Origin of the sequence: Candidatus Uabimicrobium amorphum (assembly GCF_009002475.1) — a bacterium.
Classification (GTDB): domain Bacteria; phylum Planctomycetota; class Uabimicrobiia; order Uabimicrobiales; family Uabimicrobiaceae; genus Uabimicrobium; species Uabimicrobium amorphum.
The window spans coordinates 7,202,385-7,228,671 of the sequence record NZ_AP019860.1; the positions used below are offsets into that span (position 1 = coordinate 7,202,385).

Sequence of the window (26,287 nt, forward strand, 5' to 3'; positions counted from 1 at the left end):
TTTTTTGCAAAAACGTCTACATCACCAAACAGTGTCGCTTCTGGTCGTCTTAAACAATAGTATTTACAACAAACTAAGTAGTTGTTACCTATTCTGCAAATTTAAAAGGCTCTGATTTTTCGGCAGCGAATTTACAACTTCGTACAATAACAACTAAGAAAAATTTCTTTTATTCATACCAGCAAACAATTTTGTGTTGCCTTACAACAAGAGTGCTTTCATACACAGAAAAAATTTTTCCATTCAAAATCAGCAAAGCGTATATTTTTGAACTTGGTAAAACAGCACCTATATGCTTTAATATAAGCAGATTAAGCACATAGTGTGTTTTGTGTCTTTTGCAACTTCGCTGTTGTGCCAGACATAAAATATACTATCCATTACTTAAACATCTTTGCTCGTAACCGCAAACTCAATCGTTATGTTACCGAAGTTAAGTACTTAATTTCACAACAAAAATTTATCTGCGACACCTTTACGGTTGCGATGACGACTACAACAATCTGGAGGAAACTATTGTGAAATGGCTCATTTTTGTCGTTGCTGCATTCCTGTGTTGGGGAAGTTATGGCCCCACAATTCACACCGGACAGAAAGCTTTAGGTAAGCCACCTGCATCAGCGTTACAAGTTTTCATTTGTGTGGGAATGGCATACTTTTTAGTTGCTGTTGTTCTACCACTTATTGTTATGCAAGTAAAAGGTATGGAATTCTCGTTTAACAAACAAGGTGTTACCTGGGGAACTTTGGCAGGGGTGTTGGGTGCTCTTGGCGCATTCTTTGTCATTTTATCCTTTATGAATGGTGGAACACCGCGTTATGTTATGCCACTTGTTTTTGCGGGAGCTCCTATTGTCAATGTAATCGTGACTATGGTTACGGAGCCGCCACAGGGAGATATCAACCCTCTCATGTATGTGGGATTTGTCATGGCCGCTGCGGGAGCGGGTATGGTACTTTATTTTAAGCCTCATTAATAGAGTTTTTTACCGCAAAGAGTTTATTTTCTTTAGGGTTACACAAACTTGCGTTGATTCGATTTTATGGGTTGCGTTGTGTAACCTTAAACATTTTTCTTTTGTGTACAGGAATAAAAGTTATGAAAAAATTTATATTATTTTCCTTATTACTTACGCTAGTCTTTTGTGATGGCAAAGACAAAGATGTGCCTACATGCGAAGATTGTGAACATTTAAAAAATCGTAAGATTTCTCTCGAAGGTGTTTATGGAAAATTTGAGTCCAGGCAACAAAGAGCACAACACAATTGGCCATTCAAACCATTTGGCAAGGCTTGCCCTGTAGGGCATATTTCTCATAGTTTTCAATACTATTCTGGTGAACCTTATTTTCATCATGGTATTGATATTCGCATGCCGGCAAATACCGCCATCTATAGCTCAACAGGTGGTAAAGTTGTCAATATTGAGAATTACAAACTGGGAAATGATTTGTATTGGGAAGTCGCCATTATTGACGAACAAGGATTTTTGTGGCAATATCATCATGTGGACCGCGACAGTATTCCACAAAGTATTTTCGATGCTTATAAAACAAAAGCGGCCATTCCTAGCGGAACTTTTATTGGTGAAGTTGTTTATTGGCCGGTAAAGGCATATGGCAAAAATTTTCATCATATCCATGTCAACGTTCTTGATGGCGATGGAAATTACATGAACCCATTGCTGTTTTTATTACCTCTTGAAGATTCAACAGCACCGGTTATTGAGAATATCTATTTTGTCAAAGACGAAGGCACTTCGGCAATTTCGCCACGCTCTTTATCCGGAAATATCGATATTATCGTCAAAGCGGAAGACAAAATGGACAACGAGCCATATCAGTTAACCATTTACAAAACCGAATACGAGGTGGTTTCTGCGGACAAGAAGTATAAATTACCGAAGACAAAATTGTGGCAATTCGATCGTTTGCCTGGTGGTGGAGACATCAACAAAGATGTTCACACAGTATACAAAAAGTCATTCTATGCATCTGGACAATATTTGTATACTTCAGGAAACTACTACAGCCGTAATTTCTATATCGTGGTTACCAACCAAAATGCCGGTAAAGTGAGTGGCAATGGTTTCTGGAACACCACAAAATTACCAAACGGAAAATATACTGTAACAGTTCACGCCACAGATTTTAATGGCAATACCACAAGTAAATCTATTGACGTTGAAATCAAAAACTAAATAAAAGGAGTTTTCAGTGCCTGAAATAGATAAGTTATTTGAAGTATGCTCAAAGCATGGTGCTTCGGATCTCCATCTCAAAGCAGATAATCCACCGGTTTTGCGCGTTACGGGAACGATGCGTGCTCTTGACACGCCTCCTCTGAGTGCACAGGATATCGAAAAACTAATTTATCCGATACTTTCTCCTCCGGATTTAGAAAAATTTAAAGAGACCGGAGATCTCGATACAGCGTATGCCATTCCTAGAATTGGACGCTTTCGTCTTAATATTTTTCGCCAGCGAGGTAAAGCAGGACTTGTTGCACGTCGTGTAAATCCTACGATTCCTTCTTTCCAGGAGCTGAATCTTCCTAAGGTACTTTCCAAAATCGCGATGCACAAACAAGGTTTGGCTCTCGTATGTGGAATCACCGGTAGTGGTAAATCGACCACTCTTGCGGCAATGATCGAACATATTAATACTCATCGTCGCTGCCATATTGTCACCATCGAAGATCCAATTGAATATATGTACGATGATAAAAAAGCTCTGATCAATCAACGCGAAATTGGCCTTGATGTCGAATCCTTTTCCGTGGCACTTCGTGCTGTGGTTCGTCAAGACCCCGACGTTATTTTAATTGGTGAGATGCGTGATGCCGAAACTTTTGGTACAGCACTCACCGCAGCAGAAACAGGGCACCTTGTATTTGGAACACTGCACAGTTCTACCGTACCACAGACTTTTGGACGTATATTCGATATTTTCCCCAACGACGAACGCGATGCTTTGCGCCAAGGACTTATGTTCAACTTGATTTCGATTATCTGCCAAAAGTTAGCGCCAACAGTCGATGGAAAAGGCCGTGTACCAATACATGAAATTTTGGTCATGAACCCTACCATCCAAAAACTTCTGCAAGAAGGTAAAGAGAAAAAAATGGGTGACGTGATCCGCAACTATCCCGACGACGGAATGTGTGACTTTAACCAAAGTTTATTCCGTATCGCTGAGGAAGGAAAAATCACCAAAAAGACCGCTCTTAAGATGTCACATAACCCAGAACAACTGAAAATGAACTTCAAAGGAATTTTCATTTCCGATCGAGGTATTGTTTAATTGAAATTCATATTCATGGTAACTTGCCTGTTGCTGGTGGCATGCTCCGACACCACTCTCCACTACGAAAACGGTAGTACATATACAGGAGATGTGAAAAACGGGCTTGCCCATGGCACGGGCAAACTAGTTACAAAAAAAGGTACCATATACGAAGGTGAATTTGAGCTGGGAACAAAACACGGTTTTGGAGTGCAAATATTTCGCGACGGAAGCACCTATACAGGAAATTTCCAACGAAATTCCATGTATGGTGAAGGTTCTTTGCAACTCAAAAATGGTGATGCGTATCACGGCGAATTTGCCCATAACAAATTCCATGGCTCCGGCAAATATACTTGGAAAAGTGGCACGGTTTACAAAGGAAAATTTTACAATAATCTACGCCACGGCAAAGGCAAAATCACCGCCAAAGGTTACACCTACAATGGTGAATGGCAAAAGGGATACAAAAGCGGCAACGGAATACAAACGTTTGCAAGCGGTGATATTTACGACGGTAAGTGGAGCGGTAACACCAGACACGGCAAGGGCAAAATGTCGTGGCTCAAGGCCAAAGTCATTTACGAAGGTGAATGGCAACGCGGTAAAGTCCGCGGCGATGGCATCTTTCATTGGCCAGATGGTAGTCATTCCCAGGGAATATGGCCAGAAGACGTCAAGTCATTGCCCGACGATCGGTTACAAATGCTGGTTCTTTGTGACGACGTGGGAATTCGCGAGTATGCGGCGCGCAATAAAAATATTTCGTGGTATAGTTTGGAAAAACTATTGTACGACGATCATCTACGCGTGCGCAAAACCGCGCGTATGTATGCCGCCAAACGCAACGACCTACCCGAAAAATGGATGCGCGAACTCATGAAAGACGCCAATGAAGACGTGCGCTTTTATCTGGCAGGTAACAGCAGTGTTTCCGGAAAAATATTAGCCGTACTTGCCAAAGATAACGCGGTCAAGATACGCAGCAGTGTTGCGCGAAATACCAATAGTTTACCACGGACCCACGAGCTTCTATCTAATGATCGCGAGTGGTTGGTGCGCAGGTCTGTGGCACAAAATACACAATGTTCGCAAAAAATTTTACAAAAACTCGTCAAGGACAAACACTGGCGTGTACGTCAGGCAGTGGCCATGAATCCAAACATCTCTGAGGAGATGAAACAAATTCTATTGCAAGACGAAGAACCTCAAATTCGAAATTTAGGGAAGCAGAAAAAATAAATATCCCTAGAGGCCCTATTTCCCTCCCTTATTTCGCGATAAATAGAAAGCTATGTTATGTATGGTGAAATAGTTGCAGTTGCAAATTCTTCCTCTCAACACACAATACACCCTGGAGATTTTTTAGTTTTTGGACGTGGGAAAAACGCAGACATTATCTTAGATGATAACGCTATTTCGCGTTTGCACTGCAAAGTCTTTTATCATCAAGCGCAATTTTGGATTCAAGATTTTGGTAGTCGCAACAGCACCCTAGTCAACAATCAACGTGTTTCGCGACAACCGCTTAAACAAGGCGATGTCATTCGTTTAGGCCGACATCGCTTTCGCTTTCAGATATATGAGCAGGACAAAAAAGACTACCACGAAGACGAGCAAGAAAGTTTTTCCAAATTAAAACGTCATGACAAACTCATCGGAAAAATCGCCGTAGAACTTGGCTATATAAAGCGCAGCCAAGTTAAAAAGTGCATCCTACTACAAGAAACACTCAGCGAAGACGGTGACTATGTGCACTTGGAAGATATTTTTCTGCAAGAAGATTATCTAGATAGCGAGCAAATCCAAAAAATCAACAAGTACAAAATCCAGGTTCCCTCCATCGAAGGATACAAACTACAGGAACTCATTGGAATTGGTGGAATGGGGAAAATTTATAAAGGCCGTTTTAACGACGACTCTGAACCGGTAGCAGTGAAAGTCCTTTCGAGTACCGAAGACGAAAACCACATGCAACTTAGTCATCAATTTATTCGCGAAGCAAAAGCCATTGCCAAACTCAACCACAAAAATATCGTTGCCGGTTTAGATTTCGGATTTGCCGGAAAAAATATCTATATTGTCATGGAGTACATAGATGGACCAAATCTGCAACAACATCTAAAAGAACAAGGTGGACGTCTTTTACCTGATGAAACTTTAAACATGGTCATGCAAATCGCCAGTGCTTTAGAACATGCACACAGTTGTGGTTTGGTGCATCGCGACATAAAAACAGACAATATATTACTCGCGACTCCCAACAGTGTAAAACTATGCGACTTTGGCCTTGTCCGCGATGTCGACGAAGTGGCCAATGACGAGGAAAAAGTCTTTGGTACCGTTGCGTATATGAGCCCCGAACAATGCTTGTTCAAAAAGAACATTGACATTCGCAGTGACATCTACTCCCTTGGAGTCGTCTTTTTTCGTATGCTTTATGGTGACTTACCGTTTAAGGGTGCCAAAAAAGAGGTACGTCGTCACCATGTTCAGACCCCCATACCATTTCCCAAATCACAAAGTAGTGAAAAACAAGATTTGGAAAAGATTATCGCGAAAATGATGGCAAAGAGCCCCAAAGAACGCTATTCAAATCCAACACAATTACTACGAGATCTCAATGCCGCGGCCAAGAACTTCTCTCCTCTAGAAGACTCTGACGGTACAGCAGAAGTAGATATTGAGTATTCACTGGTGTCTCTTGACGACACCGAAACGCGTATGCTCAAAAACCCTCTCGAAACACAAGAGCTTAGCCCATGGGATTTGATCAATTTTATGGACAAAATGTCACAAGCTAAGAATCTATCCATGCGCTATTGGAAGTACCTTGCTGCATTAGGAATCTTTGCTTTGGTATGTTTTGTCTTTCTTTTCACGCGATCAACTTCGCAAAAAATAGAGTACAATTACACGCAAGCGCAACAGCAAATTCAGCAACTTCATTTTGAAAAAGCAACTACTCATATTTCGGCACTGAAAACAATACAGCCGGATTATATCAATAAGCTACAACAATATTCTCTGTCGCAAATCGCACGTTTTGCGGAGAAAAACCCTCGTCGTGCATTGACCATGTATCGCATGGCACTTGAATGGCAGGAAGACTCCGCCACCGCCAATGACTTGCGCAAATTGTACCAACAGTTGCAGCAAAAAATAGCCCTAGATGAACAAAATCGTTCTTTTTGGATGAAGTGGAAAACCATCGAAGAACACATCCAACAACGCGAAATGCAAAACCTCAATGAAGAACTCAGCGAGCTATATTCTCTCGCCACAACAAGAGAACACCGCGAGGCATACCAAAAGCTACAAGAGAAATTTGCCCGTCGCCAAATAAAGCAAGAGCTACAAGATTACAACTTTACGTCACAGTACGAACTAAACCTCGAACTATACCGTGCCAAAAATAGCGCTTTTGCTACGGAAAATTTCTATCCATTGGCTTTTGAAAAACCACAAAGCAAAGCCACTGTGAGAACCGGAAGTTTCTTTGTATATGATAAACCTTTTTTATACTGTATTTCGGCAAAAGATGGTCGTGGTTTGTGGGTGAAAAAGTTGCGCTGCGAGGTAGAGTCATTTGCAGATATTGTGTTCTTACACAATGGTACGCAAACAACAGACTTTTCTAAAGTAAATCGCATATTGCTCTGCGACTATGACGCAAAGACCTTTTATTTACTAGATGCTCAAAATGGCGAAGAAATATGGAATTTTCAACTTTCTTATCCACTCTCGGCAAAAATAGCTTGTTTTGAAAACAAAATTTATCTACCGTGCTTGAACAGAAATACCTATGTTGTCGATATACAAACACGGAAAGCTCTTGGAGGCTATACCACGAGTAGTAAATGTGTGGTGCGCCCCTTCGCATATAAAGAGGCATTGTTCTTGCCATGCTACGATGGCAAAATTTTCGGTTTTCATCGCCAGCAAAAAACTTTGCGACACTATGTGATTTCGGCAACAAAACCGATGTTTTTTGCCGCGCATGTCGCAGGATTTATTGTCAATGTGGTCAAAGAAAACGGTCATTGTAATATCTACCAATACCAAGTCGAAGGTTTGCAGTCGTCATTGGCAAAAAAATACAGTATATCGCACACTCCTTTGAAAGCCAGTGTGCATCAGCGACATTTATACATTTCAACGCAGCAATATTTGTATCAACTGGATGTACAACAAAAGGAAACAACGCCGCTGGCGAACAAGAAGTTTATCTTAACCAATGACCAAGATACCTCTCAAATTGCAAAGCTTATCCCTTCAGGAGAAATTTTTGCCCACCCACAAATGGCATCGCAATCATTATTTATGCAAGTAAAACTATCACAGGGTGTGTGGTGTGGACATTTTTACCAAGGCAAGAAAATGTGGGAAAAGCGTATTGGTGTTCCTTGGCATGACTACAACTTATACCGCGACAATATATGGCTTACTGCAAAAGACGGTCGCTTGTACTGTGCCAAACTTGGTGCTAAAGATGTAAAATATCGCTATATACCCGGAAATAATGTCAAAGAAGTGCGTACATCATTGGCACGTGTTGTCAGCAAAAACGACAAACTACTGACAATGAACGATTATGGAAAAGTTAGCCTTTACGACTTTCGCAAAGGTAAGCGCTATAAAATTGCCAAAGTCAACGTCAACAAAAAAAAGAAAATGCCCCAAGCATATGTTTATCGCGGAGTGTACGCATTTATTTGTGATAGTAATAAGCTACGTGTGGTGTCCTTGAAAAATGGTAAAGATCGTTACCGTACGTATATTGCCCCACGTGACTTTGCCACTGCCCCATTATTTTTTCGCGGTTACATTTTTGTTGCGCTAAAAGACAAACACTTGTACTGTTTGAAACTCATCGATAAAAAAGGACGACCATACATCAAAAATCGTTGGCGTTTTAAATCAAAACGCCAAATCAACAAACTTGTGCAAGTAAAGACAACGCTATACCTCACGGACACCGCTGGTTATGTTTATGCCGTCAACATGAAAAATGGTCGCCGCAAATGGTATCAAGTGACAGGTGGCAGAATCGATGGCCCACCACTTTATCACAATAAACATTTATACACATGCAATCACAAAGGTGTTGTTTTTAAAATATCTCTTTCTGGTCGTATTGTTTGGAAAAAACGTTTAGGGGAAACATTTGAACTCTCACCACAAACAAATGGCGAATACCTGTACGTTGTGAGTCAACAAGGCAAAATGTTCAAACTAGACCTCCAAGATGGCGTTGTATTTCGCGAAACAAATTTTAAAGACGTACCACAAATATTTTTCCGTCATGCGAGCAATTTATATGTCGGAGGTGGTAAAGGATTACTGTACTCATTGTCCGAATAAATTGTAATTTGAGAATGGGAAAATGGAAATAAAAACAACGGTTGTAGAAGAACATATCATTGTTGTGGAATTGGCAAATGAAAATTTTACAGAGGATGCCTTAAAGGAGTGTTTTGCGCAAATACTGCAAAATAAATATTGTAAAATAGTTATGGATTTTGCGGATGTCGATTACATAGGTGCAGAAGGGCTAAAGATTTTACTGGATAAGATTGATGTGATCCGCGATGAAGGTGGAGTATTCTTATTTGCGGGCATTCATTCTCAAGTTGCGGAAATACTAAAACACGCGGGTGTTTACGAAAAATATAATTTTGTTAAAGACACCGCCATTGCCGTACAACTTTTCCTAGAACAACAAGTTAACTTTGACGACGTCACAATTACCAATCTCAATCAATTAGACGCAACAACGGATTTGATCCCCAAAGAGTGGTTGCAAAAAACCGAAAAAATACATAACGATGTCACGTGTGATGATATTTCTTACGCTGTCACAGAACAAAAAAGTACTGCCCCCCAAATCTCTTTAGATATTTCGTCGCTGGATGAAGAAATCCAAATAGCTCTACTCGGGAAGAGTGCGGCCATTGAAAAAATTCACAGAGAAATACTGCAACTTACCAGCGGTTCTCAAGGAATTTTGTTGCTAGGAAAGGAAAATTGTGGAGAACAGGCCATTGCTCAAGCCATACACCGCAATTACGTACAAACTGATGCATTTGTCACAATTGATTTTGCCAATCTACACTTTTCTCGAAGCAAAGATGAAATAAAAACCCTTATAGAGCTTGCAAAACAAGGTAGTCTCTTTCTCAAAAATATTCATACGTTATCGATGACAGACCAGGACATCATCTTTGAATTGCTCCTCACAAATAACATAACCAACGTAATATGCCATTGTGATAAAAACGACATTGGCAAACTATCTTTTCAAATCAATAGTTTTTTTTCCGGTCATGTCGTGCAAATTCCTACTTTGATAGAACGCTTAGAAGATATAGTCGTAATTGCGGAAAATTACATTCGCTATTACGCGAAAAAATACGATAAACGCGTGCGAAGTTTAGATGAAAAGTCGCATAAGTATTTTTTACAACATACTTGGCCGAATAATATTCGCGAACTACAAAACATTATACAGCAGCATGTGGCACGAGTCGCCGCCGAACAAACGCACCTTGTCATCCAAAATAGTGAACTTATTCCCATTCGCTACCTTGATCACTACCGCTTAATCGAAAAAATAGCCGAGGGCGGAATGGGCGAGGTGTGGAAAGGCAAGCACCATTCTCTCGAACGTCCGGTAGTAGTCAAGCTCATTCGTGAAGATACCGACGATGAAGATTTAGAAGTTAATCTAAAGCGTTTTCAGTTAGAGGCACAAACCATTGCCGAATTACAATCACCACATACCGTGACCCTATACGATTTTGGTATACACAATGACAACACCGTGTACTACGTTATGGAAATGTTGCATGGTTGTGATTTGGCCGAACTTGTCGAACGCTTTGGACCTGTTCCGCCACAACGGACGATTTACTTACTATCGCAAATTTGTTTTTCGCTTATGGAAGCACACCTTTATGGTGTCATACATCGCGATATAAAACCGCAGAACATCTTTTTGTGCAAACTCGGTTTGCAATACGACTTCATCAAAGTTTTGGATTTTGGTATCGCCAAAAAACAAGGAGATTTTTCCAATCTCACCGGGGACAATATTGTCGGCTCTCCACCGTATATCGCACCTGAATTGGCTATTTCGAACGAAATAGACGACAAGGTCGATGTATATTCTTTTGGGTGCACTGCATTTTGGTTACTCAGTGGTCAGTATGTCTTTGAAAGCAATAACACACTATCCTTAATATCAAAGCATGTCAGCGAAAGGCCCAAAAGGATATCCGTAGCATCGGAATATACAATCCCCGACGAACTCGACACCTTAATCATGAGTTGTCTGGAAAAAAAACCCCAAAAAAGACCTTCATTTGTCGAAATACAAAATACCCTACACACAATAGAAAGTTCTTGGACAAACCACGAGGCACAGTTATGGTGGGCAAAACACCTGCCGCACCTTGTTAAGATTTGAGGTTAAAATGCCACCGCAATTAATCACTTTTGTCTGCTCGCACTGTGCAAAAGAAATCAAAGTAGCAAAACAGCAAAATCCCTTGGGAAAGAATCTCATATGCAGTGGATGTAACAACGTCATTACCTTAACCAAAGCTCTCATCAAAAAACCCCACAAACTCCTCAAGTTTTTATGCCCTTGTTGCCAGCGCAAATGCATAGTTGAGTGGCAACAAGAATTGTTTGGTAAAAAAATGAAATGCCAAGACTGCAACAATGTCTTCATTTTGGGGAGCGACACACTACAAAAACAGATACCTTCTAGCCAATTAAGAAAAAAAGACCTGGGAGACATCCCACGAGAATTTAGCCGTTATACGTTAATCCGGCTTCTAGGACAAGGTGCGATGGGAAAAGTTTTTGAAGCTTTTGACCACAACCGCAACTCCTCGGTGGCAGTAAAGGTTATGATTTCCGAATTTCAGGGTAGTGAACGACATTTACAGCGTTTCCTACGTGAAGCGAAAGGAACGATGAACATCAATCATCGCAACATTGTCAAAGTTTATGACATGGGTGCTATCAATGACATGTACTACTTTACCATGAAACTTATTCGTGGTAAGACATTTGAAGAAGTCATTGCCCGTGATCTATTTTCTTTAAAAACGCAAATGCACATACTACTCAAAATAATGCATGCCGTGGGTATTGCGCATAGCCAAAGAATAGTGCACCGTGATTTAAAACCGGCGAATATTATGATGGACCGCAACTTTGAACCAAAGGTACTCGACTTCGGCTTGGCCAAATTTTTAGAAGAGGTGCATGTATTGACCAATTCAGGAGATGTACTCGGAACGCTCAATTATATGGCGCCGGAACAAGCGGAAGGAAAAATTCGCGAAATAGATCACCGCACCGACCTTTATGCTTTAGGGGTAATCCTCTACCAAATCCTCACCAAAACAATTCCACTACACGACAAAATGTCGATAAAACAGCTATGGAATATCAGCAATAAAATGCCGCCCGCTCCTCATGAAATTAATGACAAAATACCAGCAAATCTTTCCAAGGTTTGCCTAAAAGCGATGGCCAAAAAACGTCACGACCGCTATCAACACGCGGGAGAATTTATGGCTGCCATAGAGCCTTTGATCGCGTCTTTGCCGGTGAGTTAGCACTTCGTGAGAGAAAAAACGAAATTGGCATCGCATACTAATGACTATCTTTCGCAGGAGCAGATGAATCCCAGATTTGCAAAAAGGAAGAGCGACTGTCGTGGTTTTGTGATTCGGCTCCGCTAGCAAATAAAACGGAACCGTCTTTGCTCAAGGCAAAGTTGGCCAAATATCCGGAAGTCTTTATCGAAAAGTATGGCGTAATCACATTTTCTTCTGCAGTTAATGGCCAAATGCTGATATTACCTTGCTCATTACTACAACCAAAAAGACGTCCATTTGCAATCGTGAATCTTGTGATTTTTGCTACGTTACCGGTGTATTCAATGAGAGGTTTTAACGCGTTCTTCTCTACTCTATATTTGATTATTTTGCTGTAGTTATCGGCATACAAATAATGGCAATTTTTTTCTGCGTCAAACTGTAATATGCAATTTGTCGCGTGGTGTTTTCCCTGCTCTAGTTTTATTAGGTTGATGATTTTTTGTTGACGGGTGTCTAAAAAGTATATGTATGAATTACTTCCCACCACCGCCACGGTGTGAAGTCCGTCCCAAGAAATGCGTAAAAGATGAATATTTATATTGGTAGCGTGTTCCTCATTTTCACCAAACGCCTGTGCTAGGTCATTGATTCGATACAAACTCTGCTTTTTCGATGGCAGGTCCACAAAAGAAATAAACGATTTTCGTCCCACGACTACCAGGGTTTTTTCATTATCGATGAGTGTAAAATGCAAAAGGCCGCGATGACCTGCGGCATTGATCGCAGAACCTAGAGGACGCATATTATCAACGTCCCATTTTTGGATCTTACCATCGTAACCACATGTGTAGAGGACATTGTTAGAGTCGAATTGACCGTGGGTAATACCATTCATGTGCCCAATCAACTCTTTAATTTTACCGTTTACAATTCTTTTACCTGTTTTGCTATTGTACGCAATGACAGCTGGTCTTTTTATTGGAGAAACGACAACGATATCTTTTGTCGGATGCGCAGCACAAAACAGCGAATAGTAGGGGAGTGCTACTCTCTTGGGGTTTCGCTCGACACTATTTCCCCACACTTTTACTCCTTTTTTCCCACCAGTGTATATTTTTTGACCGTCAGCGGAAAACACACAACGTCGAATTTCGATTGCCCCGGTGAGAAAGTCATCATAAACGATGTCATTGTTACGCAGCGACCAAAAGTGTAAGCTGCCATCCTTTGTACCTGCAACAATCTTTTTGCCGCTTGGGTCTATGGTACAGTCATTGATTTGTTGTGATAACACGATGTCACTTTTTATTTTATTTTGCTTCACATCAATCACATAAAGATGTCGCCCACCACAAACAAAAATCCAACGATTGTTGGGATGTATTGCGCATCTTGTCAAAGGGGATATTTTCACTGTTGTTGGTTGGCGTAGTTTTGTGTAATATTCTTCCAGTAGTTTTTTCATCACAAATACGCGGACCTTTGATGAAGATGTCTGATACATATATACGTTAGAGTCTTGGCGAGTAGCAACGGCATATTTCACATCGTCACTGAGATCGCAAAATACGAAATTGTTATCAAAAGGGCCACGATGTTCTTGGGGAACACTGAACTTTTTTGTTATCTGAAAACTACGCATATCGAAAAGCATCAACGAACGAAATAGTACCTCGTTTTCACTATTATCCACTGTTTCTCGCGACACAAGGAGCACTTTGCTGTCGTTGCTAAATTTCAATCCAAAAGGACGCTGAGCATCTTGAGGAAATTTACCGACAAAGTTCGCGGGTTTTTGCTCTTGGATACTTTGTACATGAACTTTTTGTTGCGAGTTGACATCCCAAATATGAATGTTACCGAAGTAGTTACCAGCGACTAGATATTTGGCGTCGGGGCTAATTGCACAACTCACCCATACCCAGCCTTCATTCACCGACGGGTCCAAAAAATCCATGAACTTGTTTGTTTTTGGATTAAATACCTTAATGAGAGGTTCCTCTGTCATCATCGCGATGTAGCCTTCGTCACTTACGCTGAGGTCTCTTATCTGCGACGTATACTGTGAAACCGGGTGATCTTTTTCGAAATGCTTGCGATGTTTTTGCCAGCGATATTCCCAATCTTTTTGTGCATCACCGCGTTGCTGAGCGATACTATTTAGAATATCTTCCACTTCTTGTAATTGGTTATTGTCATTGTATTTATCTGCGAGTAGCAAATTGGCGCGGTACAGAGATTCTTCCACCTTGCGCTCGGCAATTTGTGCTTTTTCTGTGGCCAATTTCGCGATGGCCAATGCTTTCTCAGCACTTTCCTTTGCAGAGTTGGCGCGATTTTTGGCTATTTCTTCCGCGTCTTTAGCTCGTACAGCTTGCTCTTTTTGTCGCATCGCAATATTGGCGTAATGAGTTTGCACAACAGTAATTGCCACAGAAGACAATAAAATTACGACGAAGAGGATAGTCAGCAATTTATTGCGTGCAATGGCTTTTTGCAAACGGACGAAAGGGGTAATCGATTTGGCGTTCACCGGACGTTTACGAATAAAATTCTTTAAATCATCGCACAACTCTCGCGCCGACTGATAACGCTTTTCCGGTTTTTTTTGTAGACACTTGAGACATATCGCTTCAAGATCTTTGGGAATATCAGGATTTAGCATACGCGGTTCAAGGGGATCTTCGGTAAAAATTTGTTTTAAAATGCGTATAGGACTCTCCCCTTGAAAGGGCGGTCTTTTTGTCAACACTTCGTATAACGATGCACCCAAAGAATAGACATCACTTCGTGCATCTATGGCCGCCCCGTCTGCTTGTTCGGGGGACATATAAACAACCGTCCCCAGAACATCTCCCGATTTGGAAAGTTCACTGTCTTCTTTCATGTCTTTTGCCAAGCCAAAATCCATGACCTTCGGTTCGTTGTTTCTCTCCATCATGATATTCGAAGGCTTTACATCGCGATGAATAATTCCTTTTTCGTGGGCATACTGAAGTGCATCACTACACTTGGCCATGATAATCGCGGCTTTGCGTGCGTCCAAATTTTTACTGCGCAACAATGAGGCAAGAGAACGTCCCTCAATGAGTTCCATGGTAAAATAATTTTGTGGTAATTCGCCTATTTCGTATACCTCAACAATATTGGGATGTTTCAATGACGCTGTGGCACGTGCCTCTTGTAGAAAGCGCTGTACTTGTTTTTCTTTCTGATTACCTAAAATAATTTTAAGTGCCACACTGCGGTTCAATTTCTCATCGCGTATTCGATACACTGCTCCCATGCCACCTTCACCAAGTTTTGTCTCTACAATGTAACGCCCAAACCTATCGCCCATTTCCAACCTAGATCTATTTGTGTCTCCCGTGGTACTGTTGGTAAAAAGTTTTGTCATGTGCAACTTGTTGGTTTCTTCCACTTCCAATCTGCCCAAGTTTAAATGCTGTAACGCCGCAGCAAATTCTTGTGCGGTCTGATAGCGCTCATGTGGCTTTTTTTGTAAGGCTTTTAGGCAAATGTGTGACAACTGCACAGGTATTTCACTATTGATTTCGCTAAGAGAAGTGGGAGTATCGTTGAGAATTTGTGTGAGTAACTTCATACGCGTCTTACTGGTGAAGGGTAACCGTCCGGTAAGTAACTCATATAAAATAACTCCCAGCGAATAGATATCGCTACGCTCATCAACAGCGCTAGAATCCGAAGCTTGTTCTGGCGGCATGTACTGCAAAGTACCAAAAATGGCGCCGCTTCGCGATAAAATCGAGCTACTTTGTAACAGTTTTACTAAACCAAAATCCATGATTTTAGGTTCATTTGTTTTGGTGAGCATTATATTCGCCGGTTTCAAATCGCGGTGAATAATCCCTTCACTATGTGCATATTGAATCGCAGTAATAATTTGCGCCATCACCCTTATTTTTTGCTGCAACGGAATGGATTTCCCCATCCAATCCTTTAGAGATCCGCCCTCAATATAGTCCATGATGAAAAAAAACTGTTGCTTGTCATAACCGATGTCGTAAACAGAAATGATGTTTTTATGGTTCAACTTGGCAACGGCCCGAGCCTCGCGCAGAAAACGTTTTGCATAGATATCGCTTTCCCCTTCCACTTTCATCAACTTTATCGCGACGTCTCTTTCGAGATGTGGATCATGGGCCAAACAAACTTTGCCCATACCTCCTTTCCCAAGAAACTTTTTAATGACATATCGACCGTACGTTTCCCCTGAAACGTGTGAACTACTCATACTTAAAAGTGCTTGGTGAGAACTATCTTTATTTGTATTGCGCAGCTCTTGAATGAATTGATCTTCTTGTGTTTCACTCAGTTGGCGATATTCCGGAAGGAAGTTTTCATCTTGCGTTTCGCTAAATTGCCGATATTCCTGTAGAAAGTCGACATTCTGTGTGTCGCTAACTTGTCGATATTCCTGCACAAAGTCAACGTTTTGTGTGTCGCTAACTTGTCGATATTCCTGCACAAAGTCAACATTTGTGTCATCATTTTGTAGGTATTCCTGTACGAAATTTTCAGTATTCTTAGGAGGTGAATTTTGTGGGAGATGTGATGTGCCATTATTTGTATCTTTATCTATGTGTTGCGCAATATTTTGTTGTACTTGGCTATGAATAAATTCGATTTGTTTGTCGTTCAAAAATTTCAGCTTTTGCGTGATTTCGGCAATCGAAACTTTTTTTCCTTGTTGCAAAGATTGTTTCTGAATTAAATAGCAATTCCGCAAACGCTTTTCGTCAAGAAAGCCATTTTCTACCGCTTTTTTACCAAATAAAAAATCATTACTCGTAGCCATATTTACCTCAAAATGAAACGATGCCACTCAATTACACTAGCAGGAATTCTATTTAGTTTTTACGCTGTATGGTTGTAAGCCATGGAAGTTAGGGATACAAAGCCTAATGTATCTCTAACTTCCATGGTTATTCTAAGCAATTTATTCCACAAACGAGCTTTTAGATATGCAACGCGCGGTTACCTGTGGCAGCAAGCGCTGCCTCTTTGAATGCTTCGGTGAAAGTAGGGTGTGCATGGCAAATTCTGGCAATATCTTCCGCAGACGCTTTGTATTCCATCGCCAAAACTCCTTCGGCAATCATATCGGCAGCGCGAGGCCCGATGATGTGAATACCGAGAATTTCATCGGTTTCTTTATCGCAAATTACCTTAACTAAACCATCTAGATCCATACTGGCCCGAGCACGCCCACTGGCTTTAAAAGGAAAAGACCCCACATTGTATGCGCGCTTTTGTTCCTTAACTTGCTCTTCTGTATAACCAACGGAGGCAACTTCTGGCCAAGTATATACGACATTGGGTATTGTCAAGTGGTTGATATGAGGCTTTTGCCCATCAAGGAGTTCTGCGACAAAAATCCCCTCTTCTTCCGCTTTATGAGCCAACATCGGACCGTGAATCACATCACCAATGGCATAGATATTCTCCACCGATGTTTGCAAATGCTCGTTAACTGTCACGCGTCCTCTTTCCGTCGCAACTCCTGCACTTTCGAGATTCAGTCCTTTGGTATAGGGAGAACGTCCAATCGCGACCAAACAGTAGTCGCCTTCTAAAATCACCTCTTTGCCGTTTTTATCTGCGTAAACCTTAACGCTGTCTCCGTCACGTTCTACTTTGGTCACTTTATGCTTGAGATAAAATTCCATCCCCATCTTTTTTAGCGATTTTTGCAATTCCTTGCTCATCACTTTATCAAAAGGCGGCACAATGCGATCTAGAAGCTCAACAACACTTACTTTTGCTCCCAGACGTGCGTAAACAGAACCTAACTCAGTGCCGATAACTCCACCGCCAATGAGAATCATGTGCTTGGGAACTTCTTGTAAGTTTAGGGCCTCTGTGGAAGTAATAATGCGCTCTTTATCTACGGGAATAAACGGAAGAACTGTCGGTTTCGAACCTGTGGCAATCACAGTGTTTTTACTGGATATCTTTTCAACACTATCGTCTTCTTTGCGAATACCGATGGTGTTCTTGTCTTCAAAAAAGCCAACGCCTTGGTAAACATCAATTTTATTTTTCTTCATCAAGTAATTTACACCTTGGCATGTTTGTGAAACCACTTCGTTTTTGCGCTCGATCATTTTTTTTAAGTCAATACGCAAATTGTCGACAAGAATTCCGTGGGCACTAAACTTTTCTTTGGCTTGATGATAATGTTCTGAAGAATCCAAAAGGGCTTTTGAAGGGATACATCCTACATTGAGACATGTTCCCCCTAAGGTTTTGTACTTTTCAATAATTGCGGTTTTCATCCCTAACTGCGCACAACGTATCGCGCATACATAACCACCTGGGCCAGAGCCTATTATTGTTACATCATAGTTTTTCATCTTATTATACCTCTAACATCATGCGGATAGGATTTTCAATCAATTCTTTTACGGTGCGTAAAAAACCTACAGATTCACGACCATCAATAATGCGATGATCATAAGAAAGGGCGATATACATACACGGACGCAATACGATTTGTCCATCCACTCCCATGGGACGTTCCACGATATTGTGCATTCCGAGAATCGCTGCTTGAGGGTAATTGATTAGTGGTGTGGACATCATCGAACCAAAAACTCCACCATTGGTGACTGTAAAGGTTCCTCCGGTCATTTCCGCAATGGAAATCTTACCATCGCGCGCTTTTTTGGCCAGACGAATAATTTCACTTTCGACTTCGTGAAAACCCAATGACTCTAAGTTGCGTACGACAGGAACCACTAGTCCCTTTGGAGTTGATACCGCCACTCCCATATCGACATAATCATGGTAAACGATGTACTCGCCATCAATAGAAGCGTTTACCGCAGGAAATTCTTTCATCGCAATTGCCGCGGCTTTGGTAAAAAACGACATGAACCCAAGACCAACGCCGTATTTTTCTTTAAATATTTCCTTGTATTGTTTACGTGCGGCAATCACATTGGTCATGTCCACTTCATTAAATGTTGTCAACATAGCTGTTTCATGTTTCGCAGCAAGAAGTTTTTTGGCGATTGTCTTACGCAGCGTCGTCATTTTTTCGCGACGTGTGCCACGTTCTGTTGATTGAGTTGTTGTTGATGTTGGCTGAGGTTGTGATTCAGGTTTCGGTTTTTGAATATTGGTAACGACTTTTTGCGTTGCCATTAGGGCGTCTTCTTTGGTAATACGACCATCTTTACCAGTTCCCTTAACGTCTGCTGCGGCAACACCTTTTTCATCTAAAATTTTCTTAGCTGCTGGCGAAGGATGGGCAACAACTTTATTAGTATGTTTTTCAGAAGCAGATGCTGTTTCATCTTTTTTGTCATCACTTGCTGGAGCCGCGGCTTTTTTACCTTGCTTTTCAGTATCCACAACAGCGATGATGTCTCCAATAGAACACGTAGCGCCCTCTTCTACCTTGCAAGTCAGCTCTCCGCTTTTTTCAGAAGTTAATTCCAAAGTAGCCTTGTCTGTTTCTACTTCACAAATAATTTCATCCGCATCTACGAAATCACCACTCTGCTTTAACCACTTGTAAATAGTAACTTCAGTTATGGATTCACCTACGGCAGGAACTTTCACTTCTACTTTCATAAAAAAATCCTTCGTGTGAGATAAAAATTTATTTATAATCTGGACTATGTCGCTTTATAATAAGATAGATTCACATCTTATTGAAAATATTAGGGCGTGAACACGCCCTGGGCAGAACGAATTTGCCTCTTCATTTTTATTGTATCGAGATCAAGTGCTTTATGAAATTTATATTTAAAAATTTTCTAACGATTTTGTGTTTTTCTTGGGCACTGATTGGTTGTGGAACTTCAATGAAAATAGGAGAAATCCCGATCAATAAAGTCCCTAAGGATATTTTAAGAAAAGAGTTAGATACATTTTCACTCAAAGAAAAAGGTCTCAAAAAAATACTTAGCAATAACCAACTAACGACACAGCAAAAAATAAAAAAAATTGCTGACGAAGGTACAATTCGCGATATCGTTACTTTGTTATGGATGATACGCGACGGTGAAGGAGATAAACAAATTCCACAACAATCGTCGTGCCTACACAGTGCAAAACAAATATTCCACGCTGTAAATAACAATTATGAAGGTGCTTCTTTTGAATGCGTAGAGGCAGCCATGTTAGCCGCCACTATTTTACGACACAAAAACATAGACAGTTATCTACTGTATATGACAGGTATGAATCTTGGAGCAGGACATACAATATGTGTGTACCGCACCACTCTTGGATGGGCAACTATTGGAGTGGGTAACTACGATTCAACACGCCCAGTTGTTTTAACGGAAAGTTTTGGCCTTAACGTCAACGAAATTTTCCGTGTCGCGACCAGAGATCGGTGGTTTACACGCAACATCGTAACGTATTCTCTGCGTAAACCCGAAGAGGTACATCCCAATTTTGTCAATGGCAATACCCAAGGTTTATTTTGGTTAAATTTAAGTACTTTCTTTCGCGGAAGATGGTTTTAAGACCACCGTAGTCGTCGCCGTAGCGGTCATGGTCACGGGCACAATCATGTTTTTCATTGATGATAACGCCCTATCTAGACAAACCAAAACAGCCGCCAATATTTCTTATTGCGCAATTTTTGTATTTTATATAAAATAAAATAATCAAAAAACTTTTATACAAATAAGTAAATTGATTGCTTGTTGCATCAATCGCACTTATTTGAGGGAGGATTAGATGTTCAAAAAACTATCCTTACTTTTCATTTGCGCTGTACTAGCTGTTTCTTTATGTGCAGATGAAGTTGAAGTGGTAAAAAACAGAGGACTACAAGAGCTAGTAGTCAATGGTGAAACCATTTGTACAACAAATGCGGACATCGTTAACGAAAAGCTTATCAGTGTAAATCGCGCTACTAAAGTTGTTACTTGGACCGAAAAACAACAAGAAAAAGAAACACCTTGCTACGCGATCAACCTAAAAGGAAACAAGTGGACAGCTGCAAAAAAGACATCTTATGAGTTGTTACTAAAAAACTATAAGTTCGATCCGACAAAAGCACAACGCACTGAAGTACCTTTTAACATGCAAAGTCGCAACAATTGCAAATTGTTTTTAGTACAATTTGTGACACAAAGTTTGCAAGTTTATCGCGAAGAGCTACAAAAGATGGGTGTTGAAATCCATCAATTCGTTCCTAACAATTCGTACATTGTGCGTATGGATGAAGCAAAAGCTCAAGCAGTAAAAGAACTAGAATTCGTTAACTGGGTAGGCCCAATGCACCCCGCTTACAAAATGAATACTAGTGAATTACAAAATGCTCGTGGTGTTGAAAACTACGTCATTGTTGTTGTGTCTAAAAAAGACAAAACACAATTGGTAGAGCAAATTGCTGGTCTTGGCGGAAAAGTTGTTAACCCTACCGAAGGTAGTTTATTGATTGTTGCAGAATTAAATTCTCATCAATTAGTAGAAGTTGCACATTTGGACACCGTTCTATGGATCAATAAAGATACAGCTATTGAAGAAGACATGGACAAGGCGCGTATCCAAGGTGGAGCAAACTACATCGAAAGTAAGTTCGGTGGATACACTGGTAAAGGCCTTCGTGGACACGTTATAGAGGGAATTTACGCCGATCACCAAGATTTCGAAGCGACAGAACACCGTCAAAAGCCAATCGCTGTAGACGATGGTGCAGGTGCATCTCACGGTCACAGTACTTTTGGTCAAGTTTTTGGTAGCGGAAAAGGTAACAAACAAGCTCGCGGTTTACTTCCTGATGCACAAGGTTACTACACCAACTACAATGCTGTTTACAGCTCACCTGCTGGTAGTAAGAAACCTGGTAGTCGTTATGAATTGACCGAACGTTTAATTCGTGAGCACAAGGTTATGTTCCAAACATCCTCTTGGGGATATTCTCGTGTATACGATTACGATGCAAGATCTGCTGAAATGGATGACATTATCTTCAATTTCGATATGCCTATCTGTCAAAGCCAGAGTAACGCAGGAAGTCGTCACTCTCGTCCACAAGCTTGGGCAAAAAACATCATCTCTGGTGGTGCTCTTCGTCACTACGATACCATTAATCCTGAAGATGACGCTTGGGCACGTGGTGCTAGTATTGGCCCTGCTACCGATGGTAGAATCAAGCCAGATCTATGCGCATACTATGACAAGATCTTAACAACCTCCAGAAATGGATACACAACAGGCTTCGGTGGTACATCAGGTGCTACTCCGATTATCGCTGGACATGTTGGTTTGACACTTCAACTATGGACTGATGGTGTATTCGGCAACGAACTTAAGGCTCCAAAAGAAGATCGTTTTGCAAATAGACCTCACTTCACAACAACAAAAGCGTTGTTGATCAACACCGCAAAACAGTACAGTTTTGAAGGAAAAAGCCACGACCGTACACGCGTACACCAAGGTTGGGGTTTCCCTAACGTACAAAACATGCTGGACCTTCGCAACAAAATGATGGTTGTTAACGAAGATCATCTTCTAACCAACCTTGATTCTAAATCTTACAAAGTAAGTGTTGCGGCGGGAGAAAAACAATTCAAGGTAACATTGATTTGGAACGAACCAGCTCCTTCATTGAGCGCTGCGAAGCAACTTATCAACAACCTTGATTTAAAAGTTACCTCTCCAAGTGGAACAGTATACTACGGCAACAACGGTCTACTTGAAGGCATGTACTCTAAAGCTGGTGGAGAAGCAAATAAAGTTGATTGCGTTGAAAATGTTTTTGTTGCAAATCCTGCAGCAGGAACATGGACTGTAGAAGTAATTGCAGACGAAATTAACGCTGACAATCACCTAGAGACACCAGAAGTTGATGTGGATTATGCTCTAGTTGTAAGTGGTATTACTAAGTAATCACCTTTCTACATTGTAGATTTGGCTACCTCGCGTAGCCAAATCTATCCTTATAATCTCTCGCAAACTACTCTACGAACCAACCTCGATTTATAATTCATTTAGAAGGAAGTACTATGTCCACTGAGCGCGAACATTCCCAAAGCTCTGCCTCCACAAAATCGCTACTATACACCGCAACTATTCTGTTTTTTCTCTCCGGAGCATGCAGTTTATTCTATCAAGTCATTTGGGTAAAACTATTGACATTGCAATTTGGAAGTTCTGCATGGTCGGTTTCAACAGTGGTTTCGTCGTTTATGGCCGGTTTGGGATTGGGAAGTTTCTGGGCCGGACGCAATGCCAAGGTGTTAAAACGCCCCTTTCTAACATATGCATGGTTAGAAATCGCTATTGCTGTTTTTGGTTTATTATCTTTACCTATTTTTCAAAATCTCGATGTCATTGTCGGATTTGCGAAACACTCATTCCCCTCTTTTTTTCATGTAATTCGTTTTATTATCGCTTTTGCAATATTATTGTTACCTACTTTTTGCATGGGGGCGACATTGCCAGTACTCATCGCTGGAATCGCTCGTTTTCACCCAATGGAAAAAACAGCGGGAACATTGTATGGTGTCAATACAATAGGTGCTGCCTTTGGTGTTTTGGCATGTGGCCTTTTTGTTCTACCAGCTATCGGAGTGACAAAAACCATCATTGGTGCCGCGGTCATTGGTGTTGCCATTGGTTTTCTTGCCATATACTACGATAAAAAGTACCAAGCTTCTTTTGAAGAAAACACTAGTGAAGAACAAACCAAACAAGCAAAAACTTCCGCACCGTTGGTTTTACTTGTTATCGTATTTCTTTCTGGCTTTATTAGCCTATCTTGCGAAATTAGTTGGACGCGTTTACTTCTACCGATTGTTGGTTCTTCGACATATGCCTTCAGTATCATTTTGCTGACATTCCTAATCGGTATTGGTATTGGTGGTGTTGTGGCAACGCATAAAATGTTGACAAAACTACAATACCAATTGAATTTAGCGTTATTTGCCTTTGTGGCCTCTTTCTCTATTTTGTCGAGTATATTATTGGTAAAGTTTCTTCCCGAGTTCTTTACTTCTCTTGTACAAACTTTAGGAAATAACTTTTGGTTGTTACTTTTGGCGCAAGCGTGTATCGCCGGTGTTATTGTCGTCATACCTGCTTTTGCGATGGGAATCATGCTGCCACTTGTGATCGTCAATTATCACAAACAAATAGGTCACCGTGGACGTGCGGTAGGTGAAATTTACGCCATCAATACACTCGGCTCCATTCTCGGTTCGATTATGACGGGGTTTTTGCTTTTGCCAACATTCGGCGCGCAAACAACTTTATTTTTCTGTGGAACCCTTATGTTGGTTGTGGCGATCGCTCTCTTTGTAAACGCCTCGACAGTAACCGTTGCAAGGCGTTCTCTATGGACCGTAGGTGCTGTGACTCTTTTTGCTATTTTCTTTAATTTAAATTTGCAAACGCAAATGGGACAACTCTATGAAGGTTATTTTCGCGGAGTACTGACGAAAAATAAAAAGAAAGAAACCGATGTAGAAGAAGATAGCATGTTATTTTTCAAGTATGGCGTTTGTTCAACAATTACCGTAAACAGAAATTCTTTTGGTACATGGTACAGTTCTAACGGAAAACCAGAAGCTTCTACAACAAGAGATTTACCCACCCAGTACCTTGTGGGACATTTACCGATGTTTTTCAATCTACAAGCAAAAAACGCCTGCCTCATAGGTTTTGGAAGTGGAGCGACCGCCAACGCTATGGCGACTCACCCCATCGATAAACTTGATGTAGTGGAACTGGAACCTGCGGTCGTCGAAGTGTCAAAATATTTCGATACCATCAATGACAACATCTTACAGAATGAGAAATTGAAAATACACGTTGATGATGGTCGTAGCTTTTTGCGTTATGCTCCCGAAAAGTACGATGTCATTGTATCAGAACCGTCCAATCCTTGGATCGCGGGTGTTGCGAACCTGTTTTCACACGAATTCTATCAAATCGTAGATGATCGTTTAGCAGACAATGGCGTTTTCTGCCAGTGGATTCAATTGTACGAGCTATCCGAATATACTTTAAACTCGATGATCCAAACCCTATCAGACACATTTCCACACATACATATTTTTATTGTCGACATGGACATGATCTGCGTATCGAGTAGAAATAAAATAACCATTGATCCGAAATCTTGCCTAGAACGCATGAAGCAAGAACTTGTCGCAAAAACTTTGCAGCGCATCAAGGTCAACAATCAACATCAATTGTTTGGTACATACGCGTATACGTTCCCCGATGACATACAACAATTTCCAAGTGACCAGCGCAACAATGATGATAACTTATTTTTAGAGTACCGCGCTCCTTTGGAAATGTACGGTAACTTCAATGCCAAGGTTCACATAAAAAATTGGGAGAAAAAATTCCCGAGAATAGCAAAAGCATTTTTCGGCAATGAACCACAAGACAGCTTTAACCTTGCAATGGCCAAAGCCATCGACAGTTCTTTTTTCCCTGAACGAGCGGACTCTATCGCTACATTGCTCAAGTTGACACAAGATAAAGATATACAAAGTCAAATTGAAAAATTGAAAGAGAGTGCGGAGGGGAAAAGACACAGTCAAGTACGTCTAAAAAAGACATACGACACGATTTATGATAGCATAAGAACGTTCCAATACGGCAAAGCAGAGAAATTACTCAATAGTGTCATTTCTCTACAAGTGGGCTACTCACGAGCACATTACCTACTTGGATGGTTATATTTTCAGCAGCAACAGCATAAACGTGCTGTTTCATTTTTGGAGCAAGCGATTGAGATTAGTCCACATAACTACTACGCGCGTAATCTTTTGGCGACCATTTTACTCAACACCAAAAGAGATAAAGTTGGTGCGAAAGATCACCTGCAAAAATCGATAGAAAGCAATCCTCACGATGAAGGTGCATGGATTATTTTAGCGCAAATGATTCGAAATGATGCGGAGGCGTTAGAGAAACTAAAGCAACGTGCACAACAAGAACTGAGTAGAGAAAATTACCAAAAGTTTCTGTCGTTTTTGAAGCCGAATTAGAGAGATTTAGGTATAGATAGATGTTGGTATGCGATGCCCTCACCATCGAAAAAGCAGTTACAGCGTAGCTGTAAACTGCTATTCTCATACCTCTCCCACAGGGAGAGGTGTAATGCTTCTCTTTTGTAAAAAACAAAATTCACTTGAGTTGCGGGACAAAAGCATAGCGTTACTATTTTTACACAGTTACGGTTGTGTATACGGTAGCATAAAATGAAACAATAAAAACACACTAAGACGTGTTACGCCTCTCCCTGTGGGAGAGGCATGAGAATTAAGGTTTTTAGCGGAGCTAAAACCTTAAATTCGATGGTGAGGGCACCAATACGGAAAACGAATCCCTTCATCTTAAATGAACACATACTTTCGATGGTGAGGGCACCAATAC

13 protein-coding genes are annotated in these 26,287 nt (G+C 40.9%); 10 read left to right on the forward strand and 3 right to left on the reverse strand.

The window, feature by feature from the left end; genetic code table 11:
* Positions 1 to 518 precede the first annotated feature (518 nt).
* From UABAM_RS25250 to UABAM_RS25280, 7 genes are all read left to right on the forward strand, one after another.
* Positions 519 to 977 carry a hypothetical protein gene (locus UABAM_RS25250; protein WP_151970777.1) on the forward strand — a complete coding sequence of 153 codons (459 nt, stop codon included), beginning with the start codon at positions 519 to 521 and terminating at the stop codon, positions 975 to 977.
* A 122-nt stretch (positions 978 to 1,099) separates the two neighbouring features.
* Positions 1,100 to 2,200, forward strand: a complete 1,101-nt coding sequence (locus UABAM_RS25255; protein WP_151970778.1) for a peptidoglycan DD-metalloendopeptidase family protein — start codon at positions 1,100 to 1,102, stop codon at positions 2,198 to 2,200.
* Positions 2,201 to 2,216: 16 nt separating this feature from the next.
* Positions 2,217 to 3,302, forward strand: coding sequence for a type IV pilus twitching motility protein PilT (locus UABAM_RS25260; RefSeq protein ID WP_151970779.1), 1,086 nt, complete (start codon positions 2,217 to 2,219; stop codon positions 3,300 to 3,302).
* A complete protein-coding gene (locus UABAM_RS25265) occupies positions 3,303 to 4,526 on the forward strand; it encodes a HEAT repeat domain-containing protein (RefSeq protein WP_151970780.1) in 1,224 nt (407 codons plus the stop codon).
* A 57-nt stretch (positions 4,527 to 4,583) separates the two neighbouring features.
* Positions 4,584 to 8,648, forward strand: a complete 4,065-nt coding sequence (locus tag UABAM_RS25270) for a protein kinase domain-containing protein (protein ID WP_151970781.1) — start codon at positions 4,584 to 4,586, stop codon at positions 8,646 to 8,648.
* A 22-nt stretch (positions 8,649 to 8,670) separates the two neighbouring features.
* Positions 8,671 to 10,752: a protein kinase domain-containing protein gene (locus UABAM_RS25275; protein ID WP_151970782.1), complete on the forward strand. Its 2,082-nt coding sequence runs from the start codon at positions 8,671 to 8,673 to the stop codon at positions 10,750 to 10,752.
* Positions 10,753 to 10,759: 7 nt separating this feature from the next.
* Positions 10,760 to 11,917 carry a serine/threonine protein kinase gene (locus UABAM_RS25280; protein WP_151970783.1) on the forward strand — a complete coding sequence of 386 codons (1,158 nt, stop codon included), beginning with the start codon at positions 10,760 to 10,762 and terminating at the stop codon, positions 11,915 to 11,917.
* Positions 11,918 to 11,954: 37 nt separating this feature from the next.
* On the opposite strand, the gene UABAM_RS25285 is transcribed toward UABAM_RS25280, so the two are convergent.
* From UABAM_RS25285 to odhB, 3 genes are all read right to left on the reverse strand, one after another.
* Positions 11,955 to 16,721, reverse strand: a complete 4,767-nt coding sequence (locus UABAM_RS25285; protein ID WP_151970784.1) for a WD40 repeat domain-containing serine/threonine protein kinase — start codon at positions 16,719 to 16,721, stop codon at positions 11,955 to 11,957.
* Positions 16,722 to 16,881: 160 nt separating this feature from the next.
* Complete coding sequence (lpdA, locus tag UABAM_RS25290; protein WP_151970785.1) at positions 16,882 to 18,279, reverse strand: dihydrolipoyl dehydrogenase; 1,398 nt, start codon at positions 18,277 to 18,279, stop codon at positions 16,882 to 16,884.
* Between the two features lie 4 nt (positions 18,280 to 18,283).
* Positions 18,284 to 19,504 (reverse strand): 2-oxoglutarate dehydrogenase complex dihydrolipoyllysine-residue succinyltransferase, encoded by a 1,221-nt coding sequence (gene odhB, locus UABAM_RS25295; protein WP_151970786.1) that lies wholly within the window; start codon positions 19,502 to 19,504, stop codon positions 18,284 to 18,286.
* A gap of 233 nt (positions 19,505 to 19,737) precedes the next feature.
* On the opposite strand from odhB, the gene UABAM_RS25300 reads away from it, so the two are divergent.
* The 3 genes from UABAM_RS25300 to UABAM_RS25310 all read left to right on the forward strand — a co-directional run bounded on the left by UABAM_RS25300 (position 19,738) and on the right by UABAM_RS25310 (position 25,899).
* Positions 19,738 to 20,406: a hypothetical protein gene (locus UABAM_RS25300; RefSeq protein WP_151970787.1), complete on the forward strand. Its 669-nt coding sequence runs from the start codon at positions 19,738 to 19,740 to the stop codon at positions 20,404 to 20,406.
* 217 nt (positions 20,407 to 20,623) lie between these two features.
* Positions 20,624 to 22,783: a S8 family serine peptidase gene (locus tag UABAM_RS25305; RefSeq protein ID WP_151970788.1), complete on the forward strand. Its 2,160-nt coding sequence runs from the start codon at positions 20,624 to 20,626 to the stop codon at positions 22,781 to 22,783.
* Between the two features lie 116 nt (positions 22,784 to 22,899).
* Positions 22,900 to 25,899, forward strand: coding sequence for a fused MFS/spermidine synthase (locus UABAM_RS25310; RefSeq protein ID WP_151970789.1), 3,000 nt, complete (start codon positions 22,900 to 22,902; stop codon positions 25,897 to 25,899).
* Positions 25,900 to 26,287 lie beyond the last annotated feature (388 nt).